Genomic DNA, 17,488 nt, shown 5'->3' with positions numbered 1-17,488 from the left:
TTGATAATGAATTAACTAGCTAGCTTTTCTACGTATTGATAAACCGCTTTCAAGATAGCCATTTTCTTTTCGTCACTTTCGTTTTCATGTGCGAGGTTTTCTAGATTCAGCATGTACTCTTCTAAGCGACTCTCGTAAAACTCACGACAATGGTTCGCCCACTTTAGTTGCTCAGCTTCATCAAGTGTCCATGGGAAATGACGAGCGCGGTAACGGAACAACAACGGCTTAATACGCTCGTCACTGAAAGTGATGTCCAAAGCAGCCAAGTTGTTCGGGTCAGTTTCACGAATGATGTTCATCGCGGTTTTATCTGCTGGAGAGAAGAAGCCATCGTAAAGGTGTGTGTCTACATCATCACTTTTTTCGTATTCACGCTCTTGCGAGTACAAGCCAATCAGCTTTTCGCGAATCTCTGGGTGTTCACGTAATAGTGCAAGGTTCTTCAAGCACTGTTGACGGTCGATACCGATCGTTTCCGCGTTTTCAGCCGTCAGGGTTTTTGCTGGTGCGAGAATAGGGCACTTGTTGAGTTGTACCAGTTTAATCGGCACTGGCAACTCATCTTCATTTAGCTCGCTACGCTTGGTGTAGAGCCTGTCTCTTAGCTCGTCGGTATCTAGTTCAAGCAGTGGGCTAGGATCTTTCGCTAAGTCCACAACGATAACGGCGTTTTGGTTGGTCGGGTGCCAAGCCATAGGAACAATCCAGCTTGTGTAATTACAATCACGACCAAACATGCCTGACACGTGCATAAGAGGTGTCATATTTACGATGTCCACAAGCTCATTCAACTTACGCTTGTGGCGCATGTTGTAGAGGTAATCAAACATCTTAGGTTGCGCGGCTTTCAGCTTTTTCGCTAATTCGATAGTCGCGATAACATCGGCCATCGCATCGTGCGCGTTTTCGTGTTCAATGCCATTTGCCACAGATAGGTGTTCCAGTTTGAAACTTGGGTAACCTTCTTCATTCTCTGGCCAAACAATACCTTCAGGGCGAAGTGCGTGTACGGCGCGCATCACGTCGAGTAGATCCCAGCGTGAGTTACCGTTTTGCCAGCTCCATGCGTACGGGTCTATGAAGTTGCGATAACAAGTGTATCGCGTTACTTCGTCATCGAATCGAATGCTGTTGTAGCCAAGGCTTGTGGTGTTTGGCTTTGCAAGCTCTGCATGAATTTTGGCGATAAACTCAGGCTCAGGTAGGCCTTGAGACATGGCTTTTTGCGGTGTGATGCGAGTGATCAGCGCAGCTTCAGGTGCAGGAAGATAATCAGCAGGAGGTTGGCAGTAGATAACCAAAGGCTCTCCGATAACATTGAAATCTTGGTCGGTACGAACACCTGCGAATTGACTCGGACGATCTTTCGCTGGGCTCACGCCCCATGTTTCGTAATCGAAAAAGAAGTAGGTTGGCTGATTATCTGAACTCATTGAATTTCCTGAACAGTAAACGGATTACGTTTACTGTGGCTGAAGGTTAGTTTTGTTCAGTATCTGATAGTATGCGGTACGCGTGCAACCCAGATCACAAATAAATTGCTGGAAAACGGTGCTTTACTATTCAATCGAGTCGGCAGGGAAGCTTTTGAATCCAGTTGAGGCGGTTTCTTAGTTAATACAACCTGTCTCTTATTCGTTTAATCCGATGGAGGTGAGAGTATTAATTTTACTTTCTGTTTTACGGTTAACTCTCGGTTACTCAAATCATTGAAAATAACTTTCCATTCTTGAAAGGTCACCGTTATCGGGTTGAAACTGTCTACAGGTTTAGTGACGCCGTAACGAACGGTTTCCACTTCAGGCTCGAACGTACCAAACAACTTATCCCAAATGATCAAAAGACCGGCGTAGTTTTTATCGATGTATTGAGGGTTTCTACCGTGATGTACGCGATGGTGAGAGGGGGTGTTGAAGAGGTATTCCAGTGGCCCTAAGCTTCGTACCCATTGAGTATGTACAAAGAACTGTAAACCCAGATTCAGAAGCACCACAAAGATCACCCATTTAGGATCGAAACCTATAATGACTAACGGCACCCAAAATAGCCACATACCTGCAAATGGGTACATTAGACTTTGACGGAAAGCCGTACTGAAGTTCATGCTTTCTGAACTATGGTGTGCCACGTGTGCCGCCCACATCCAGCGAACGCGGTGGCTTGCTCTGTGGAACCAGTAATAAAAAAAGTCCTGCAGAACCATTAACACAATGAAACTCAACACGCCCATCTCAATGTCCAAGAAGTGCCAACCAAATAGCCACAGATAAAGCTGAACGATCACGAGTCCGGTTAATAAATCGGAGAGTTGATGCATGCCTGCTAACGTGAAATTACAAATCACTTCTGACAATTTGTAGCTAGAATTCTCAGGCAATCGGCCTTGTTTCTGGCCAATGAAATACTCGGCCAACATGCAGATAATGAACAAAGGAGCCAATACCAGCAGCAGCCATTCTGGGTGATTGATTAATGCGTTGATATTCATTTCTTGTTCCTTTTTTCTTCGTGACTAGGCGCGCTACCAACGAGCGAAATGATCTTCGGTAAGACCAAGCACATTCTCTATCTGATGGATGATCCCATCGTTGTCTTGAATTGAACCTGAAAAGCGGCCGATGAACTGACGGAAGTTACTTTTAAGTACCCATAAATTGAGCTTTTCACTGCGTTGGTTAATAGGGGTAAACGTCAGGTTGATGCGCCCATCTTGCGATGTGATTGTCCAAGGGCGGTCGATATCATCTCGGTTAAACATAAAGTGCACGGGGTTAAGTAGGTGTCTAGAGCCATCAACCCACAATACGTTCTCGCAAGTACCGGTTTCGTTCACGCCCGCTGCGAGGTTTAAGCCAATACTTTTCTGTCCGGCAAGTGAATTGATGCTTGCCCAGCGCCAACTGGTTTCGCGCCTCATGTATCCCGCAGAGAAATCATACCCAGTACGAGCTTGCTCTAGGGAGATAGGCTGTTGATTAATTTCAAGGCTGCCCGTTACTTTTAACGCGTTATGCTTTTGGGTATAGGTCCAGCCTGAGTAACCCGTAGGGCTGCACATTGCCATGGGTAAGCTGTCGCTTTCTGGCTCTAAGCAAATTTTGCCTTTAATGAGTTTCGTGTTCAGTGAAACATTCCATTGTCCGTTCTCAATATCAAACACGATGCTTTGTCCTGCGATGTTTGTCGTACCTTCAAATGGTGAGCTCGTTACTTGTTTATCAAAGCCCAGAGGTCGTAACCATGAGCCCTCTTCTAACTCGTTATTCTGGATGTCGTAGACGTAACAAAACGCCGAACTCAGATAACGAATGTCAGCAATGGCTACGCCGATTATGTGAGTCTCGGTAACAATGCTGACAAACTGAAACTGCTTGTAATGGAAGTACTTTTGCCACGGGTTTGCTTTTGCGTCCATGGCGTTTCGATAGTCGAATTTTTCTATGTTGAGATGTTTTGGAATGCCATCGAAATGCCCAATGGTTGGCTGACCATTAGAATCAATCAAACTGTGTGGAGCAGGGTTTGTTTTTATCATTGCGATGGTTCACATAAATTTAACAATTAACAGCATTGTGCGGCGAGTTGCGTAGAATTGGGAGGTCATAATCGGACAAGAGTAGGTTGTCAATCACGATTTTGTTAGCTTGGGTTGTTGAAGCTGGGTAGTGATGAGCGTGGGAATAGGCTCAGTATAAGGGGATTTAATTGGAAGTTATCGCGGAGTACATGCCAACGGAGCATCGCCACCAATTGGGCACATTGGATGTCGCGTTATTGCTGAATACATTGGCGCAAAGAGGCGTGGATATTGAAACACTGCTTGTTGGTGCCGGGTTAGAAAGCCTAGATTGGCAAAACCCAAATGGGAAGCTGACTTACGCGGATAAGCTGTCCATCTTTAGTGCGGCTAACCAGAGCTTTCCTCACGATGGTTTGGGGCTATGGTTAGGAGAACATGCCAGCTTGAGCCACTTCGGTGTGTTGGGCTATGCGCTGTCGACCAGTCAGAATGTAGGTGAGGCGATTAAGTCGGGCTTTAAATACCTGCGTTTAAACGGGCCTATCTTCTCGGTTAAGCTGATTGTTGATGGTAAACACGCGGTCATCCAAATTGAAAACACCTTGGAGGTAGGAGAGCTGCTTCCATTCTGTAACGAGTATTTCCTTAGTTCGATTGTTTCTTTGTTCAAGGAGTTAACGGGAGACGAATTAGCCATTCAAACATTGTCTTTCCCTTATGTTCAGCCAAGTTATGTCAAGCTTTATGATGAACGCTTTCAGTGTCCGGTGGCTTTTGGAGAGACCTTTTGCGAACTGCACTTCGACGCCTCGGTTTTATCACAAACATTAGCCACCCATGATGCCGCAACGCTAAAACGCTATCTCGCTTCTTGTCAGTCGATAGTGGAGACGTTGGATTCGGAACATCTATTAACTGATCAGATCAAAACGATCTTTTATCAAACTGCAGGTAGCTTCCCGACTATAGAACAACTCGCGGTAGAGTTTGGTTGCAGTTCACGCACACTCAGACGAGAACTGGTCTCTCACAATTCGAGTTATCAAGCGTTACTTACTGAAGTTCGGGTCGTATTAGCCAAAGAGCTATTGCTTGGCACAAGCATGAGTATTGATGACATCGGTGAAAGGCTTGGCTATAACGATCCTGCTAACTTCAGAAGGGCGTTTAAAGGTTGGTTGAGTAAAACGCCCGCGCAGTTTCGTGACGGTTTAACTTAGCTTGACTGTCTGACCCTATATTATTCAAAGAACTGCTCACGAAATTCAGTTATTTGTTGTTGATAGTGGTCGTTCCATTGTTGTGTATCCCAATTAGCATGATTTGCAGAACGTTGAGAGCCTAAGGTCGATTTCAATTGATCCAGTTGTTCGTGATACGTCATCACTGTCTGCTGTTGTTGCGCCACTTGTTGTTCACGCTCAGCGATATTATCGGCCTGTTCTGCATCTAAATATGTTTCTTGAAGTTCAGCCTTGATGGTCGCCAGCTCGGCAGAACTGTAACTGTTTGGCAGTAGTGACACAACAAGCTCGTATTTTTGAGCCTGAGTTTCTGCGTCTATCGTTCCCGTTTTACTTTCCCATTCCGAGAGCAAAGCTTCATAGTGTGAGACAAACTCAGTGGGCTCAATTTCCTCAAGTGTGTTCGCGCGAAGCGTAAAATCCAAATGCGCAAATTGATCGGCGAACAGCTGGTGGGCTAACTCTCCCCAAACCTCTTGTGCAGACTGCTTAAACAGTTCCACTCGTGCTTCTAAAGAGTCTACAGATTCGAGTGGCATTGTGCTTTCCCTTACTTGCCAATCGGCAGCGAGATTTGGGTAATCACTTAATAGTTCAAACCATTCCATCGATAACTCAGATTTCAACTGAGCGAGTTGTTCCGTGCAATTGTCCGCTTGTTGGCAAAGCGTCCAAAACTCATCGAGCTGATTTTGTAGCGCCTTTCCTTCGAGTTCAGTTAGGTTTTCTGCATACGCTTTTCCGTTCAGGTTTTCAGCTTGGTCTTGTTTACCTTGCGAAACGTGATTGTCTGAAAAGCCTGCCGTATTTGTTGTGGGACTATCTTCATCAGTCGTTTTAGAAACCCGCTGTTTTTCTTCTGTATGTTGGACAGAGGATTGCGGTGTTTCAATCGATCTTGATGACCATGAATAACCAACAATGCTCGTCACAGCGACGAGCATTAGGATTAATATAACTCGATACATTATTCGTTCACCGCGTTACTTGATGACAGCACTAACAGGGAAGTGATCGGAAAGGTTGTAGTGTTTCCATAATTCACCGCTAGTCGAGCGAGGAACATCAACACGGTTATTGTTGTGAGTTTTTTGCCCGTATTCCGAGCTCACCACCACGTAATCGAGATATTCGACGTTTTCTCCGCCAGACATGGGTTCACCAGCAAAGTTATTGATGCGAGGATCAAAGGTTGAAGTTGTATAACCTGAGTACTCAGGCTCAGTGGCTTGCAGGTTGGCGAACATCTGTTGGTAGTCGCTTGGGAATTTAAGTTTGTTGACGTTGAAATCGCCGCTGTAAATCACCGTTTCAGAAGTTGGTATATTCAGTGATTGAGCTAGCTCACGCATCTGTCTAAATTGACGCTGACGATAATCACGCGCCGTGTCCGTATCGAATGAGGCGGTGTGCGTACCAAACACATGGTAAGCCTGACCGTTTTTGATGACTTCAGCGTAATTCACGCCTTTATCGGCAAAACAATCTGTGCCCGTACAATCAGGGAATACGTATTGTGCTTCGTTGACAATAGGGTAGCGGCTCACAATGATCACGCCGCCGTCATAGATGTTGATGCCATCTTTATCGAGCATCTTAGTTTGGTAAGGATACTCTTTTGCCAGTTCACGCAGGAATTCATCTCGTCCGTTGGCAAACACTTCTTGAAGAGCTAATACATCGTAGCCCTTAACGTATTGAGGGATGAGGTCGTAACGATCACCGATGTGTGAAGCGATAGCGGGGAGGGCCCAGATATTGTAGGTCATGACTTTCAGCGTGTTGGCGTCTGGCTCTGGTTGTTCGTCCACTTTCTGTGGGGTGATGGTGTAGTAAATATCATCGTAGCGAGCGGTGTTATCAGCTTTGAAGGCAAGCTCAGTATTCACATCAAAAGCATTGGTCGAGCTACGATGAATATTGCGATCATCATGTAGTGTTAAATTCACGTCTGCTGCGCTCAAACCGTGTTGCAGTGTTGAGTTGTACCAGTGCCCCTTCATGGTTTGATTGAGTGTGACACTTTCGCCAATAGAGTTTGATACCACGGTGTCAAACTCGTACGTCTTACCGGATTTTACGCCTGTCCAACGATTGAAACTGATCAGCTTCTTCGTTTCCCACGGGCCAATCTGCTCAACATGCTGTTGCCACTCGTCGCCAAGTTGAAGTAGATCAGTGCCGCTATGGTTGGCTTGAATCGTCATCACTTGGTTGGTGTTATTGGTCAGGTACACATCGGTATCTGCAATCGCCGAGGTTGAAATGAATGAAGCTGATGCAAGTAATGCACTCAGGCAAGTCCATTGAGTTTTCATTTTCACGTTATCCTTACTGGTTGATTTAAAGAATAACGTAGTAAAGAGTTATGACATTGGAGTTATAACTCTATCAGAATTATCCAAATATTAGATATATGCCATGGTTTTATAAATTTGATTAATCATTGAAAACTAACATATTGCTTTGTCGGAATGATAAGTGATACGCGCGCACGCAAACAAATAGATGAACGATTTGGATTTGAGGGTAAGTCACTAGCGGTGTGTTTTCGTGGACATCATAGGTCGTGAAATAACCAGAAATGGATGCTGTGAATCACGATAAGGGATAACGTTAACCGCCTTGCTCTATCAGCATAAATTTTGCCATTGTTCAGTAAACAGATTCCTCAAAAACAGGTATGATGGTCCCGTTTTTAATCCTGAACTGGGAAAGTCATGGCAAAGTTAACACTCCAAGAGCAGATGCTTAAAGCTGGCTTGGTAAATGAGAAAAAATTAAAGAAGGCGAAGAAAGGCTCGAAAAAGTCTCGCGTTCAAGCACGTGAAGCAAAAGCGGCAGCAGAAGAAACCAAACTGGCGCAGCAAGCGAAAGATAAAGAGTTAAACCAACAGCTGAAAGACCAACAGTTGAGCAAAGAAATCAAAGCTCAAGTGAAACAGCTGATTGAGATGAACAAAATCGAATCGAAGGATGGCGACATCAAATACAACTTCACCGATGGTACTTTAGTGAAATACCTATACGTAGAAGAGCTGACTCAAAAGCAACTAAGTAAAGGTATCTTAAGTATTGCACGTCAAGGCGAGAGCTATGTTGTTATCCCAACATCTGTAGCGAACAAGATTGCGATGCGCGATGAAGAGTCAATCGTTGATACTCAAGCAGCAACATCTGATGAAGTAGACGAAGATGACCCGTACAAAGATTTCGTGATCCCAGATGATCTAATGTGGTAACTCTTGATTTAACCATACCCTGATTCGCTGCGTCAGGTGACGTAAAGATAAAAAGCCCTGATGTCTTAGACATTGGGGCTTTCAAATTTAGGCTGAATATGATGACTTGTTTAGTGCTTCTCTGCATCAGTCAGCGACAGCTCTACGATGTCAAAAGCGGGCTCTCGTTGGTTGGACAAAAATTGATGATGCTCAAGCTGGTGCTGCTCGTAGCCATCAAAATAGCAGTCGCCGATGTCATGTCGTGGACACAGTTTCACATCGTCTCTCACGATCAATTCTGTTGAACAAAATGGGCAGTGCTTCATAGATCCTCCTGATGGAATCCCTGTCGATAATCGACCCCATTAGCGCAAACTTTTGTTTCGTTGTGATTTCACTTTTAAGTCAGTGTTAACCCATTCGCGTTAATCGCCCAACTCCAATCCCACCATTTCATCTCACCAGGAATGTAACGGTGATCCCATTGATAGCGAATGTTCGCTTGTTCTTCGCTGTTAGCACCCATGGTGAAGGTGTGTGAGATTGTTGGACGGTTTGTTGGGTGTGAACTTAGTGCATTGCCGCTATAGCGTAAGAATCCGGTGAAATTGACATCGTAGCTTATGTTCGCTTTGATGCGGTACGGGTAAGAGATACTTGAGCGATAAAACTCGACTCTAAACGGCAAAACAGAACTAGCAGGCACAGTGATGATCGCTTGTCGCTCTGTAGATTCAGAGTGAGAACCATTGTTGGTGTCAGAGAAACGTTGGTCTTGTTCAAGCACTACTGTTACATCTGTTTTCCCAACCTGAGACCAAGTAAAGTTCTCGTTGATCGTTACTGATTCTGAGAGGTCAAAGCTGTTGGTTTTTCGCCACTGGGTAGATTGCTCAAAGTGAAGGTCAACGATGATCTGCTTCGGTTCGTCGCCGTCATTAATCGCGTAAGCCGACACTGTATTAATCAGCGCTTGTTTTGGTTCGCTAACCTCACCATGAGAAAATGCCGTGCTATCAAGTGTGTAAGAGAAGTTATCGACCGGTAGGATCAAAAAATGCAGCAGACAACCTTCGATTGTTGCTGCATTTTTTATGTATCGATCGAGTTAACTAACCCATCATTTTATCGACTTAAACTTTCAAAGTAATTCTGAACAAACTTAATAAACACTTGATGCTTTTTAGCTGGGTAGATGACTTGCGGATAGAACAGGTAAATACTGTTCCCTTGCTGCAGGCACTCATCAGGTAATACTCGTTCTAGTGCGCCACGCTCAACTTCTTTGTCTACGTAATAACTCGCGATACGAATAATGCCGCTTCCTACCATGGCTTGCTGCTTGAGTAAGTGATTGTCATTACTTGATAGCCAGCCTGACACATCGATATTCGCCGATTTTAAAGGCCATTCGGTTTGATGCAGTGTCGCTAAACATTGATGATGACTTAAATCGCTCACGCTGGTGGGGCGACCAAATTGATTAAGATAGCTGGGCGTTGCAACCAAATCGTGTTGGTAGGTAATCAATCGTTTCGCGATCATGTTATCTGGTGGGGTATTGGTGGCACGAAAGGCGATATCGATATCATCTTGGTTGAGATTGAAGTTGGTGTAACTGCTATTAATCTCAAAGCGAACCTCAGGGTATTGCTGTCTAAATTGCTGGCAGATATCGAACAGGAACACCTCTGTAAACATCTTTGGTGCAGTAAGGCGTAACGTGCCTTTGACGATGTCGTGTTGTTCTGAAACACTGCGCTCAAGCTGCAATACTTGAGAGCGGATCGTTAAACCTTGCTTTAGGGCACGTTCGCCTTCTTGGGTTAGTCGAACACTGCGGGTGGTTCTTACAAGAAGAGGGCACTGTAAGTCGCTTTCTAGTCGTTTAATTTGTTCTGAAAGGTAGCTCTTGGATATACCAAGCTTTTCCGCTGCCTTGGTAAAGTTAAGTTGTTGAGCAAGTTCTACAAATAGGATCAATCGTTCTATTCTTTTGTGCTCGTTCATTCGCGTATTCCTTCAAAGCTGTCTATTTTCATTGTTCGCTATATCAAACAATTATTTCGTAACTAGCATATTCTGTTTTTCCAAAAGAACAATATGATAGGGGCATATTTATTGGTATCAAACCTTCTAAGCGAGATCAGGTATGACGAACAGCATTGATTCAACAAACAAAAACGATAATCAAAAGAACATCCCACTATCAAACCACCTAGAGGGTGTTGGGCAAATCGCCTATGGATGCATGGGGCTTGGAGGTGGTTGGAACGACACCCCGGTCACGACTGCAGATGTAGCTCAAACACGTAGCGTAATCGACACAGCACTGGAGTCGGGAATCAACCTGTTTGATCATGCTGACATTTATACTTTCAATAAGGCAGAGCAAGCCTTTGGTCAAGCGTTACAACAAGCACCTGAACTGCGTGACCAGATGTTCATTCAATCCAAGTGTGGTATTCGCTTTGAAGGTGAGGGCAACGTGGGCCGCTATGATTTCTCGGCAGATTGGGTAAGCCAATCGGTAGAAGGCATTCTGAACCGTCTGAATACCGAAAAGCTCGACGTGTTGCTTTTGCATCGCCCTGATCCCCTGATGGAATTGGATGAACTGGCAAGAACGCTTGAGAACCTGAAAGCTCAAGGCAAGGTGGATTTCTTCGGTGTGTCTAACATGAACAGTCACCAAATCCAGTATCTACAGTCGGCGCTTGGTCAGCCTATTGTCGCGAATCAAATTGAAATGAGCTTGGCAAAGCTTGATTGGCTTAATGATGGCGTGATGATTAACTCGCAAGGGCACCATCAATCTGATTTTGCTGCAGGTACGCTTGAGCATTGCCAAATGAAGGGCATTCAATTGCAAGCTTGGGGCTGTTTGGCACAAGGTCGTTTTGCAGAGCAAGGCTTGTATTCAGAACACGAGAACGTGAAAAAGACCGCACATTATGTCGCGCAGTTAGCGAATCAATATGGCGTAGAAAGTGAAGCGATTGTGCTGGCGTTTTTACTTCGTCATCCAGCAGGTATTCAACCTGTCATCGGCACTACCAATCTAGACCGAATCAAGGCGTCTGCAGTTGCGACTCAGATTAATCTCACTCGTGAAGAGTGGTACAACTTATACGTGTACTCACGTGGTCAAGCATTGCCATAGGGGATGAACATGTTGAATCAAAAAATAGTACAGCAACTTGTGTACAGTGCACTCGACATTGCAGGGCACAACAATCAAGCCATCGCTGTGAGTGTATGTGATACACATGGTGAACTGTTGGCGTTCTCCCGAATGGACAACGTTAGCGTGCAGGCGGGTTTGTTGGCTCAAAACAAAGCTTATACCTCTGCTAGAGACAGACAACCGAGTGGTAACTTGGGTGCTTGGGCAAGAGAAACAGGGAAAGACCTCAGTTACTGGACCGATTCAAAGATCACTGGCTTCAAAGGTGGTGTTCCAATTGAACATCAAGGGCAGGTGATTGGCGCTATTGGTATCAGTGGCTTAAGTGAAGACGACGATGAAGCATTAGCTGAGAAAGTGATTCGATTGGTGCTTTAAGTTCTACTGGTTACACCGTGGGTCTGACATAAGACAGATAATAAAAAACCGATGCATGGGCATCGGTTTTTTTGTTGGTCGAGAAGTTTGATTCAGAATTAAGCGTTCGCTTGTTCCAGATCTTGTTGCTTGTCTTTCTTACCTAATAGGCGACTTGTAATCGTACCAGCTGTCATTGCACCTGATACGTTAAGCGCTGTACGAGCCATATCGATAAGTGGCTCGATAGAGATAAGCAGTGCTGCAATCGTTACAGGAAGGCCCATCGCTGGAAGTACGATAAGTGCTGCGAACGTTGCACCGCCACCCACACCTGCGATACCGAAAGAGCTCACCGTGATAATTGCAATCAGAGACAGAATGAAATTGATGTCCATTGGGTCGATACCAACCGTAGGTGCAACCATGACTGCTAGCATTGCAGGGTAGATACCCGCACAACCGTTTTGACCAATTGTCGCACCGAAAGATGCAGATAGGTTAGCAATTGCTGGTGGTACGTTTAGCTTCGTGATTTGAGCTTCAACGTTCAGTGGAATCGTTGCAGCAGAACTACGCGAAGTGAAAGCGAACGTTAGAACAGGCCAGATTTTTTGGAAGTACTCTTTCGGGTTTACACCAACAAAAGAAACCAACACACCGTGAACAACGAACATCAATAGAATTGCAACGTAAGACGCTACGATGAAACCTAGTAGGCTTAAGATGTCAGAAGCGCTTGATGTTGCTACTACTTTCGCCATTAACGCTGCGATGCCGTATGGCGTTAGTGCCATGATCATCTTAACTAAGCGCATCACGATAGATTGAGCCGCTTCAACAAAGGTACGAATTGGAGATTCTAGCTCTTCTTTCTCTGCCATTACTTTACGTGCAGCAATACCCGTTAGCACACCAAAGATAACAACCGCGATGATAGACGTAGAGCGAGCGCCCGTTAGGTCTGCAAATGGGTTGGTTGGAATGAAGCTAACCAGCATTTGTGGAATCGTTAAGTCAGAAACAGTACCAATGCGGCTTTCTAGCGTTGCGATACGTGCGGTTTCGCGAGCACCTTCTGTCAAACCTTCAGCAGATAAGCCAAATGCTTGAGTTACGACAATACCGACAATCGCAGAAATCGCTGTGGTTGCTAACAATACAGAGATTGTGATGCCAGAAATTTTGCCCAGTGAACCGCCTTTTTCAAGCTTCACTACCGCAGCAATCATTGAAACCAATACTAATGGCATGATCACCATTTTCAGTAGGCCAACGTAACCACGACCAACAATGTTTACCCAGTCTAGCGTTTCTTTAATAACCGGGTTGCCTTCACCAAATAAAAGCTGAAGACCTAGGCCGAAAGCACTACCAAAAACTAAACCTAATAGAACTAAGCGCGATAACGTGTTTTCTTTTTTCTGCTGTCCGTAGAGAAAGAAGAGGATACCAGTGAATACCGCTAAGGCAGCGATAGCTGAAAGTGACATTTGTTTTCCTTATGAATTTCTTTAAATCGATAGGGCGCTTAGATATATGGGCGCAAATACTGTTAGCTACAGTAGCGACCTGTAACAAAACGTAAAATAAGGAAAAGTAATTAAATAGAACGATAGGTAATATCCACTGAATAGAATGAGTGGATATCCAACATTGTGGTGAATAGATGAGCTTTTTAGCGATATTTTGCCAATAAATCAAGCATGTCGCTTGACGAGTAAATTTCGATATTATGGAAATTATTTTCGAACAATCGGAATAACATGGCTTGTGCGACGTCTTTCGACTGAATCGGGCGCAGGTTTTTGAACTTGCCAAACATAAATGGTGACAGCAGAGGAAAGATGCTCTGTAGCAGTTTTTCATCGACTCTTGGTTCTTCTCGTTCACCCAACAGTGGCCCAGGGCGTGCAATGAACAGTTGCTTAAAACCGATTCGCTTTAAGTTCTGTTCCATCTGCCCTTTACACTTGAGGTAGTGCGAATAGGAATCAACGGACGCGCCGTAACTGGACACAACCGCAACACGTTGAACCCCAAGAAATTTCATCGACTGAGCCACGTGGCTGACCAACTCTACATCGACTTTGCGCAATGCTTCTTTCGAACCTGCCTTTTTTTTGGTCGTACCTAAACAGATCACCCCAAGATTGGGTGTGGCTTGGGTATCGTCCCAACTGGTGACTTGGAGATCACTGTGAATGAGCGTGTGGAGTTTGTCGGAATGAAACTGCGAATCTAGCGCTCTTCGGGATAAGGCATAAATATGATCAACTGCGGGTTCATCGATGAGTAGGCTCATCACATGACGACCAATTAGCCCAGTCGCACCAGCCACTACGACCGATGTTTTATCTCCAGAAATGCTCATAGCTATCCTTAACCTGCTTGCAAGTGCTTGTTTAATATAAACAGTGTTTTAATTTTAAGCGAATAAAATTTAAAGATAATTTTTGAAGGTTGCTTGATAAGTAAACCAGATTTTAAAAAATGTGGTGAGATAGAAAGCCAAAAGACTGCCGGGAGTTAAGGTGTGAGCTTTTATTAATTTCGAGCTTATTTATAGAGTGCTTATTAATAGAGATATTATGATTCATGCGAGCTATTTGTATCAGAGATAAAAGTGACAAAGGTAAGTGATTGAGATTTGTGGTTAGTTGGTATGAATTTTATGTTTTGTGATTGTTTTGTTCAGAAAAGAAGCTGAACTGTTTAAATTACGAACACTCTCTGCGGTTTCTGCTACTTAGGCATAGATACAGCTTTGCTTAACACGTAAACTGAGTCGTAATTCACATAGACCAAGGATGTGCTATGAACCTCAAGCTTGATACTCTCGCTCCCACTCAGATTTATCACCTGATGACACAAACCGTCGTTCCTCGCCCGATAGCGTGGGCATTGACGGAATCTTCTGACCAAGAGTACAACCTAGCGCCTTTCTCTTATTTCACGCCTGTTTCCAGCAATCCGCCGCTACTGATGTTATCGGTCGGGAAGAAGCCATCGGGCGAACTCAAAGACACCACTCGTAATGTCCTTGAAACGGGTAAGTTGGTCATTCATATCGCGTCAGCCAGTTCTGCCGAGGTGATGACGGCGACAGCAGCCACGCTCGATCATGGTGAGTCTGAAGTAACCGCGAATAATATCGAGTTGGTTGAGTTTGAAGGTTTTTCTTTACCTAGAGTGAAGGAGTGCGCTGTGACTTTTGGTTGCACATTGTATGAAGTTAAAGAAGTCGGTGAAGTACCGCAAAGCCTTGTCTTTGCTCAAGTTGAACAGGTGTATATCTCTGAAGGTGTGATCGATAAAGAGAGCGAACGCTTGAAGATTGATGCACTAGCACTTGATCCTTTATCTCGACTAGGTGGAGGCGAATACGCCACGCTGTCCAATGTGTTCTCTGTCGCTCGTCCTAAGTAAGCGTTAACTATTTAGCTTCAGCGAATAAGATCGTTAAACCCCGTTCCTCAATCTAAGTACCACATAATTTTATGTTAGATACAAAATACTCGCAGTACATCCAACATCGCATTGACCAAAAAACTAAGCCGCTAGGCGCGCTTGGTTTACTGGAAAAGGTTGCTCATCAACTGGCTCTGATTCAAAGCCAAGGAAAAGAAGCTGCGGTTGAACATATTGAATTAAATAAACCGAGCATCATCATTTTTGCCGGTGATCATGGTATTGCTGATGAAGGCGTGAGTATTGCCCCGAGTGCCGTCACACAACAGATGGTATTGAACTTCTTAAACGGCGGCGCGGCGATTAACTGTTTTTGCGCAGTGAGCAACATCGATATTACCGTGGTCGACACAGGAATATTGTTACCAATCGAATCTGATAGCCCAATGCTGATCTCCCAGCGTTTGGGTACACGAACCAATAACTTTGCCAACGAAGCTGCAATGAGCATAGAAACAGTTGAACGTGGGATTGAACTGGGCGTGGAGCTTGTATCCAGAACCATTTCGAATGGTACGAATATCATCATGTTTGGTGAAATGGGTATCGGCAATACCAGCAGTGCATCAGCAATTTTAAGTGCATTAGCAAATCGCACTGCAGTTGAATGTGTTGGCCTAGGCACTGGTATCAACAATGAACAGTTTGCACGAAAAGTCGCGGTGGTTGAACAAGGTGTTGCACGCTGCGCAGGACTCGATCCTAAATCGATTTTAGCTCAAGTCGGTGGTTACGAAATAGTGCAAATGGTCGGTGCTTTCCTTGGAGCTTATCAAAACAGGACTCCAGTATTGGTCGATGGTTTTATTGTGTCAGCCGCAGCGTATGTCGCGACCTTAATTGAACCGAATTGCCGTGACTACATGATCTTCGCGCATCGCTCTGAAGAGTCAGGGCACAAAATCTTATTAGAGTTGCTAGACGCTGAACCGTTGCTCGACCTTGGCTTGAGATTAGGTGAGGGCACGGGCGCAGCTTTAGCTATGCCAATCATCCGAGCGGCAGCCGAGTTCTATAACAATATGGCGAGCTTCGAGAGCGCTGGAGTCACAGTTTAATGAGCGATACGCCACAAAGATCTTGGAAAGATCGCGCTGCTTATCAATGGGAACTGTTTTCGTTGGCAATGGGCTTCTTTTCCCGTTTGCCCATGCCGAAGAATACGCCTTATTCAGAAGAGCGTATGAACCGTTCTGGTCGTTATTTCTCAACAGTCGGTTTGTTGCTTGGTGCCTTGTGTGGTGGTTTGTTCCTGTTGCTTGATACTGTGTTGCCGAGCTCGATTGCCATCTTTTTGATGATGAGTTTCAGCTTGATGCTGACCGGTGCTTTCCATGAAGACGGCTTAACCGATATGGCGGATGGCATCGGTGGCGGCATGACATTGGAACGCCGCTTGACCATCATGAAAGACAGCCGAATAGGTACATACGGCGCGTCTGCGCTGATCATGGCGTTACTTGGCAAGTGGGTTCTGCTTACTGAACTCGTTAGCATGACTGGATTGTTTATGGTCATCGTGACGAGCTACACCGTTAGCCGAGCGATCGCGGCATCCCTTATTTACGACACGCCTTATGTCAGCGACTTGGACACGAGCAAGAGTAAGCCTCTAGCCAACAAACAAACCAAGGGTGAACTTGTCTTCCTTATGTTGATTGGCCTGTTACCAAGCTTGTGGTTTGGATTGGCGTTTACGTGTGTTTTAGCTGTGATTGCTTACCTGTTTAGAATGGGCTTCAAAAAGTGGTTAATTGCACGCATTGGTGGCTTTACTGGTGACTGTTTGGGCGCGGCTCAACAATTGATGGAACTATTGATTTACGTTGTGTTCGCCGCTGCTTTCTACAACGGCTTTATGTAATGCATTCAGGATTAGAGGCAACACATGACAACCAATAATCAAACGTATCAGAGTCATCGCCATCTTATTTTAGGTGGCGCGCGCTCAGGCAAGTCGAGTTTTGCAGAACAACAAGCATTATATGCAATTGAAGCATGTTCAAATGGGCGTCTGCATTACATAGCGACTGCGACCTATTTAGACGATGAAATGCGTGAACGAATCGCCCATCATAAGGATCGTCGTGGTGGAGAGTGGATTGAGCATGAAGTGCCTGTCGATTTAGCTACGAAACTGCAGTCGTTTAATCAAGACGATGTTGTACTGATTGATTGCCTCACACTCTGGCTCAACAACATTATCTTTGAACTGGGTGATGAAGCGACCAATGAGCAAGTCGAAGCTGAGGTTGAAGCTTTGGTCAGAAGCGTGGAACAAAGCCCTGCACACATCATTATGGTCTCTAATGAAGTGGGTTTAGGCGTTGTGCCTCTGGGTAAAGTGTCACGCTTGTTTGTCGACAATGCAGGACGAATGAACCAAGCGCTCGCTCGCGTTGTCGAACGAGTTACGCTGATAGCGGCAGGATTACCGTTGAATTTAAAACCCTCAAATCATTCGTTTGATGCTCAAGGCTAG

The 17,488-nt window shown here is 44.9% G+C and carries 17 protein-coding genes and 1 pseudogene; 8 read left to right on the top strand and 10 right to left on the bottom strand.

All coding sequences use genetic code 11. The features are described from left to right. Positions 1 to 11: 11 nt before the first annotated feature. The 3 genes from sbcB to L1D22_RS08760 form a co-directional block, all read right to left on the bottom strand. The gene (gene sbcB, locus L1D22_RS08770; protein ID WP_176681394.1) at positions 12 to 1,436 is read right to left on the bottom strand and encodes an exodeoxyribonuclease I; all 1,425 of its coding nucleotides are present in this window, start codon (positions 1,434 to 1,436) and stop codon (positions 12 to 14) included. 206 nt (positions 1,437 to 1,642) lie between these two features. Continuing rightward, positions 1,643 to 2,491, bottom strand: a complete 849-nt coding sequence (locus tag L1D22_RS08765) for a sterol desaturase family protein (RefSeq protein WP_239829449.1) — start codon at positions 2,489 to 2,491, stop codon at positions 1,643 to 1,645. A gap of 33 nt (positions 2,492 to 2,524) precedes the next feature. Continuing rightward, complete coding sequence (locus L1D22_RS08760; RefSeq protein ID WP_239829447.1) at positions 2,525 to 3,538, bottom strand: DUF2804 domain-containing protein; 1,014 nt, start codon at positions 3,536 to 3,538, stop codon at positions 2,525 to 2,527. Positions 3,539 to 3,708: 170 nt separating this feature from the next. On the opposite strand from L1D22_RS08760, the gene L1D22_RS08755 reads away from it, so the two are divergent. Then, complete coding sequence (locus tag L1D22_RS08755) at positions 3,709 to 4,743, top strand: AraC family transcriptional regulator (RefSeq protein ID WP_239829446.1); 1,035 nt, start codon at positions 3,709 to 3,711, stop codon at positions 4,741 to 4,743. Positions 4,744 to 4,763: 20 nt separating this feature from the next. Here L1D22_RS08755 and L1D22_RS08750 read toward each other — a convergent pair whose 3' ends face one another. Together L1D22_RS08750 and L1D22_RS08745 are read right to left on the bottom strand one after the other, a co-directional pair. After that, positions 4,764 to 5,711: a chromosome partitioning protein ParA gene (locus tag L1D22_RS08750; protein WP_239829555.1), complete on the bottom strand. Its 948-nt coding sequence runs from the start codon at positions 5,709 to 5,711 to the stop codon at positions 4,764 to 4,766. A 39-nt stretch (positions 5,712 to 5,750) separates the two neighbouring features. After that, complete coding sequence (locus L1D22_RS08745; RefSeq protein ID WP_239829444.1) at positions 5,751 to 7,085, bottom strand: sphingomyelin phosphodiesterase; 1,335 nt, start codon at positions 7,083 to 7,085, stop codon at positions 5,751 to 5,753. A gap of 402 nt (positions 7,086 to 7,487) precedes the next feature. Here L1D22_RS08745 and L1D22_RS08740 point away from each other — a divergent pair, with 402 nt between their 5' ends. Beyond that, positions 7,488 to 8,009: a DUF2058 domain-containing protein gene (locus L1D22_RS08740; RefSeq protein WP_017629753.1), complete on the top strand. Its 522-nt coding sequence runs from the start codon at positions 7,488 to 7,490 to the stop codon at positions 8,007 to 8,009. A gap of 110 nt (positions 8,010 to 8,119) precedes the next feature. Here L1D22_RS08740 and L1D22_RS08735 read toward each other — a convergent pair whose 3' ends face one another. The 3 genes and pseudogenes from L1D22_RS08735 to L1D22_RS08725 all read right to left on the bottom strand — a co-directional run bounded on the left by L1D22_RS08735 (position 8,120) and on the right by L1D22_RS08725 (position 10,001). Further along, positions 8,120 to 8,317 carry a hypothetical protein gene (locus L1D22_RS08735; protein ID WP_239829443.1) on the bottom strand — a complete coding sequence of 66 codons (198 nt, stop codon included), beginning with the start codon at positions 8,315 to 8,317 and terminating at the stop codon, positions 8,120 to 8,122. Between the two features lie 83 nt (positions 8,318 to 8,400). Continuing rightward, positions 8,401 to 9,039 (bottom strand): annotated as a pseudogene (locus L1D22_RS08730) (aerolysin family beta-barrel pore-forming toxin); the annotation flags it as partial. 77 nt (positions 9,040 to 9,116) lie between these two features. Next, positions 9,117 to 10,001: a LysR family transcriptional regulator gene (locus tag L1D22_RS08725; RefSeq protein WP_239829442.1), complete on the bottom strand. Its 885-nt coding sequence runs from the start codon at positions 9,999 to 10,001 to the stop codon at positions 9,117 to 9,119. Between the two features lie 142 nt (positions 10,002 to 10,143). On the opposite strand from L1D22_RS08725, the gene L1D22_RS08720 reads away from it, so the two are divergent. Further along, entirely contained in the window at positions 10,144 to 11,154 is a 1,011-nt protein-coding gene (locus L1D22_RS08720) for an aldo/keto reductase (protein ID WP_239829441.1), read from the top strand. A 9-nt stretch (positions 11,155 to 11,163) separates the two neighbouring features. Then, positions 11,164 to 11,556, top strand: a complete 393-nt coding sequence (locus tag L1D22_RS08715; RefSeq protein WP_017629759.1) for a heme-binding protein — start codon at positions 11,164 to 11,166, stop codon at positions 11,554 to 11,556. A 98-nt stretch (positions 11,557 to 11,654) separates the two neighbouring features. Here the strand turns inward: L1D22_RS08715 and L1D22_RS08710 are convergent, their stop codons facing one another. Further along, positions 11,655 to 13,028 carry an L-cystine transporter gene (locus L1D22_RS08710; protein ID WP_132968460.1) on the bottom strand — a complete coding sequence of 458 codons (1,374 nt, stop codon included), beginning with the start codon at positions 13,026 to 13,028 and terminating at the stop codon, positions 11,655 to 11,657. A gap of 185 nt (positions 13,029 to 13,213) precedes the next feature. After that, complete coding sequence (locus L1D22_RS08705; protein WP_239829440.1) at positions 13,214 to 13,909, bottom strand: NAD(P)H-binding protein; 696 nt, start codon at positions 13,907 to 13,909, stop codon at positions 13,214 to 13,216. 443 nt (positions 13,910 to 14,352) lie between these two features. Between L1D22_RS08705 and L1D22_RS08700 the strand changes: the two genes are divergently transcribed. The 4 genes from L1D22_RS08700 (at position 14,353) to cobU (ending at position 17,488) form a co-directional block, all read left to right on the top strand. Beyond that, on the top strand, positions 14,353 to 14,964 hold the full coding sequence (locus L1D22_RS08700; RefSeq protein ID WP_239829439.1) for a flavin reductase family protein: 612 nt from the start codon (positions 14,353 to 14,355) through the stop codon (positions 14,962 to 14,964). Positions 14,965 to 15,035: 71 nt separating this feature from the next. Further along, entirely contained in the window at positions 15,036 to 16,064 is a 1,029-nt protein-coding gene (cobT, locus tag L1D22_RS08695; protein ID WP_239829438.1) for a nicotinate-nucleotide--dimethylbenzimidazole phosphoribosyltransferase, read from the top strand. Continuing rightward, positions 16,064 to 16,870, top strand: coding sequence for an adenosylcobinamide-GDP ribazoletransferase (locus L1D22_RS08690; RefSeq protein ID WP_239829437.1), 807 nt, complete (start codon positions 16,064 to 16,066; stop codon positions 16,868 to 16,870). The genes cobT and L1D22_RS08690 overlap by 1 nt, the downstream gene beginning before the upstream one ends. A gap of 24 nt (positions 16,871 to 16,894) precedes the next feature. Continuing rightward, positions 16,895 to 17,488 (top strand): bifunctional adenosylcobinamide kinase/adenosylcobinamide-phosphate guanylyltransferase, encoded by a 594-nt coding sequence (cobU, locus tag L1D22_RS08685; RefSeq protein WP_239829436.1) that lies wholly within the window; start codon positions 16,895 to 16,897, stop codon positions 17,486 to 17,488.

Source organism: Vibrio sp. Isolate34 (assembly GCF_022397915.1).
Lineage (GTDB): Bacteria > Pseudomonadota > Gammaproteobacteria > Enterobacterales > Vibrionaceae > Vibrio.
Note: the sequence above shows the minus strand (reverse complement) of the source record. Positions and strands in the feature narration are given on the sequence as shown.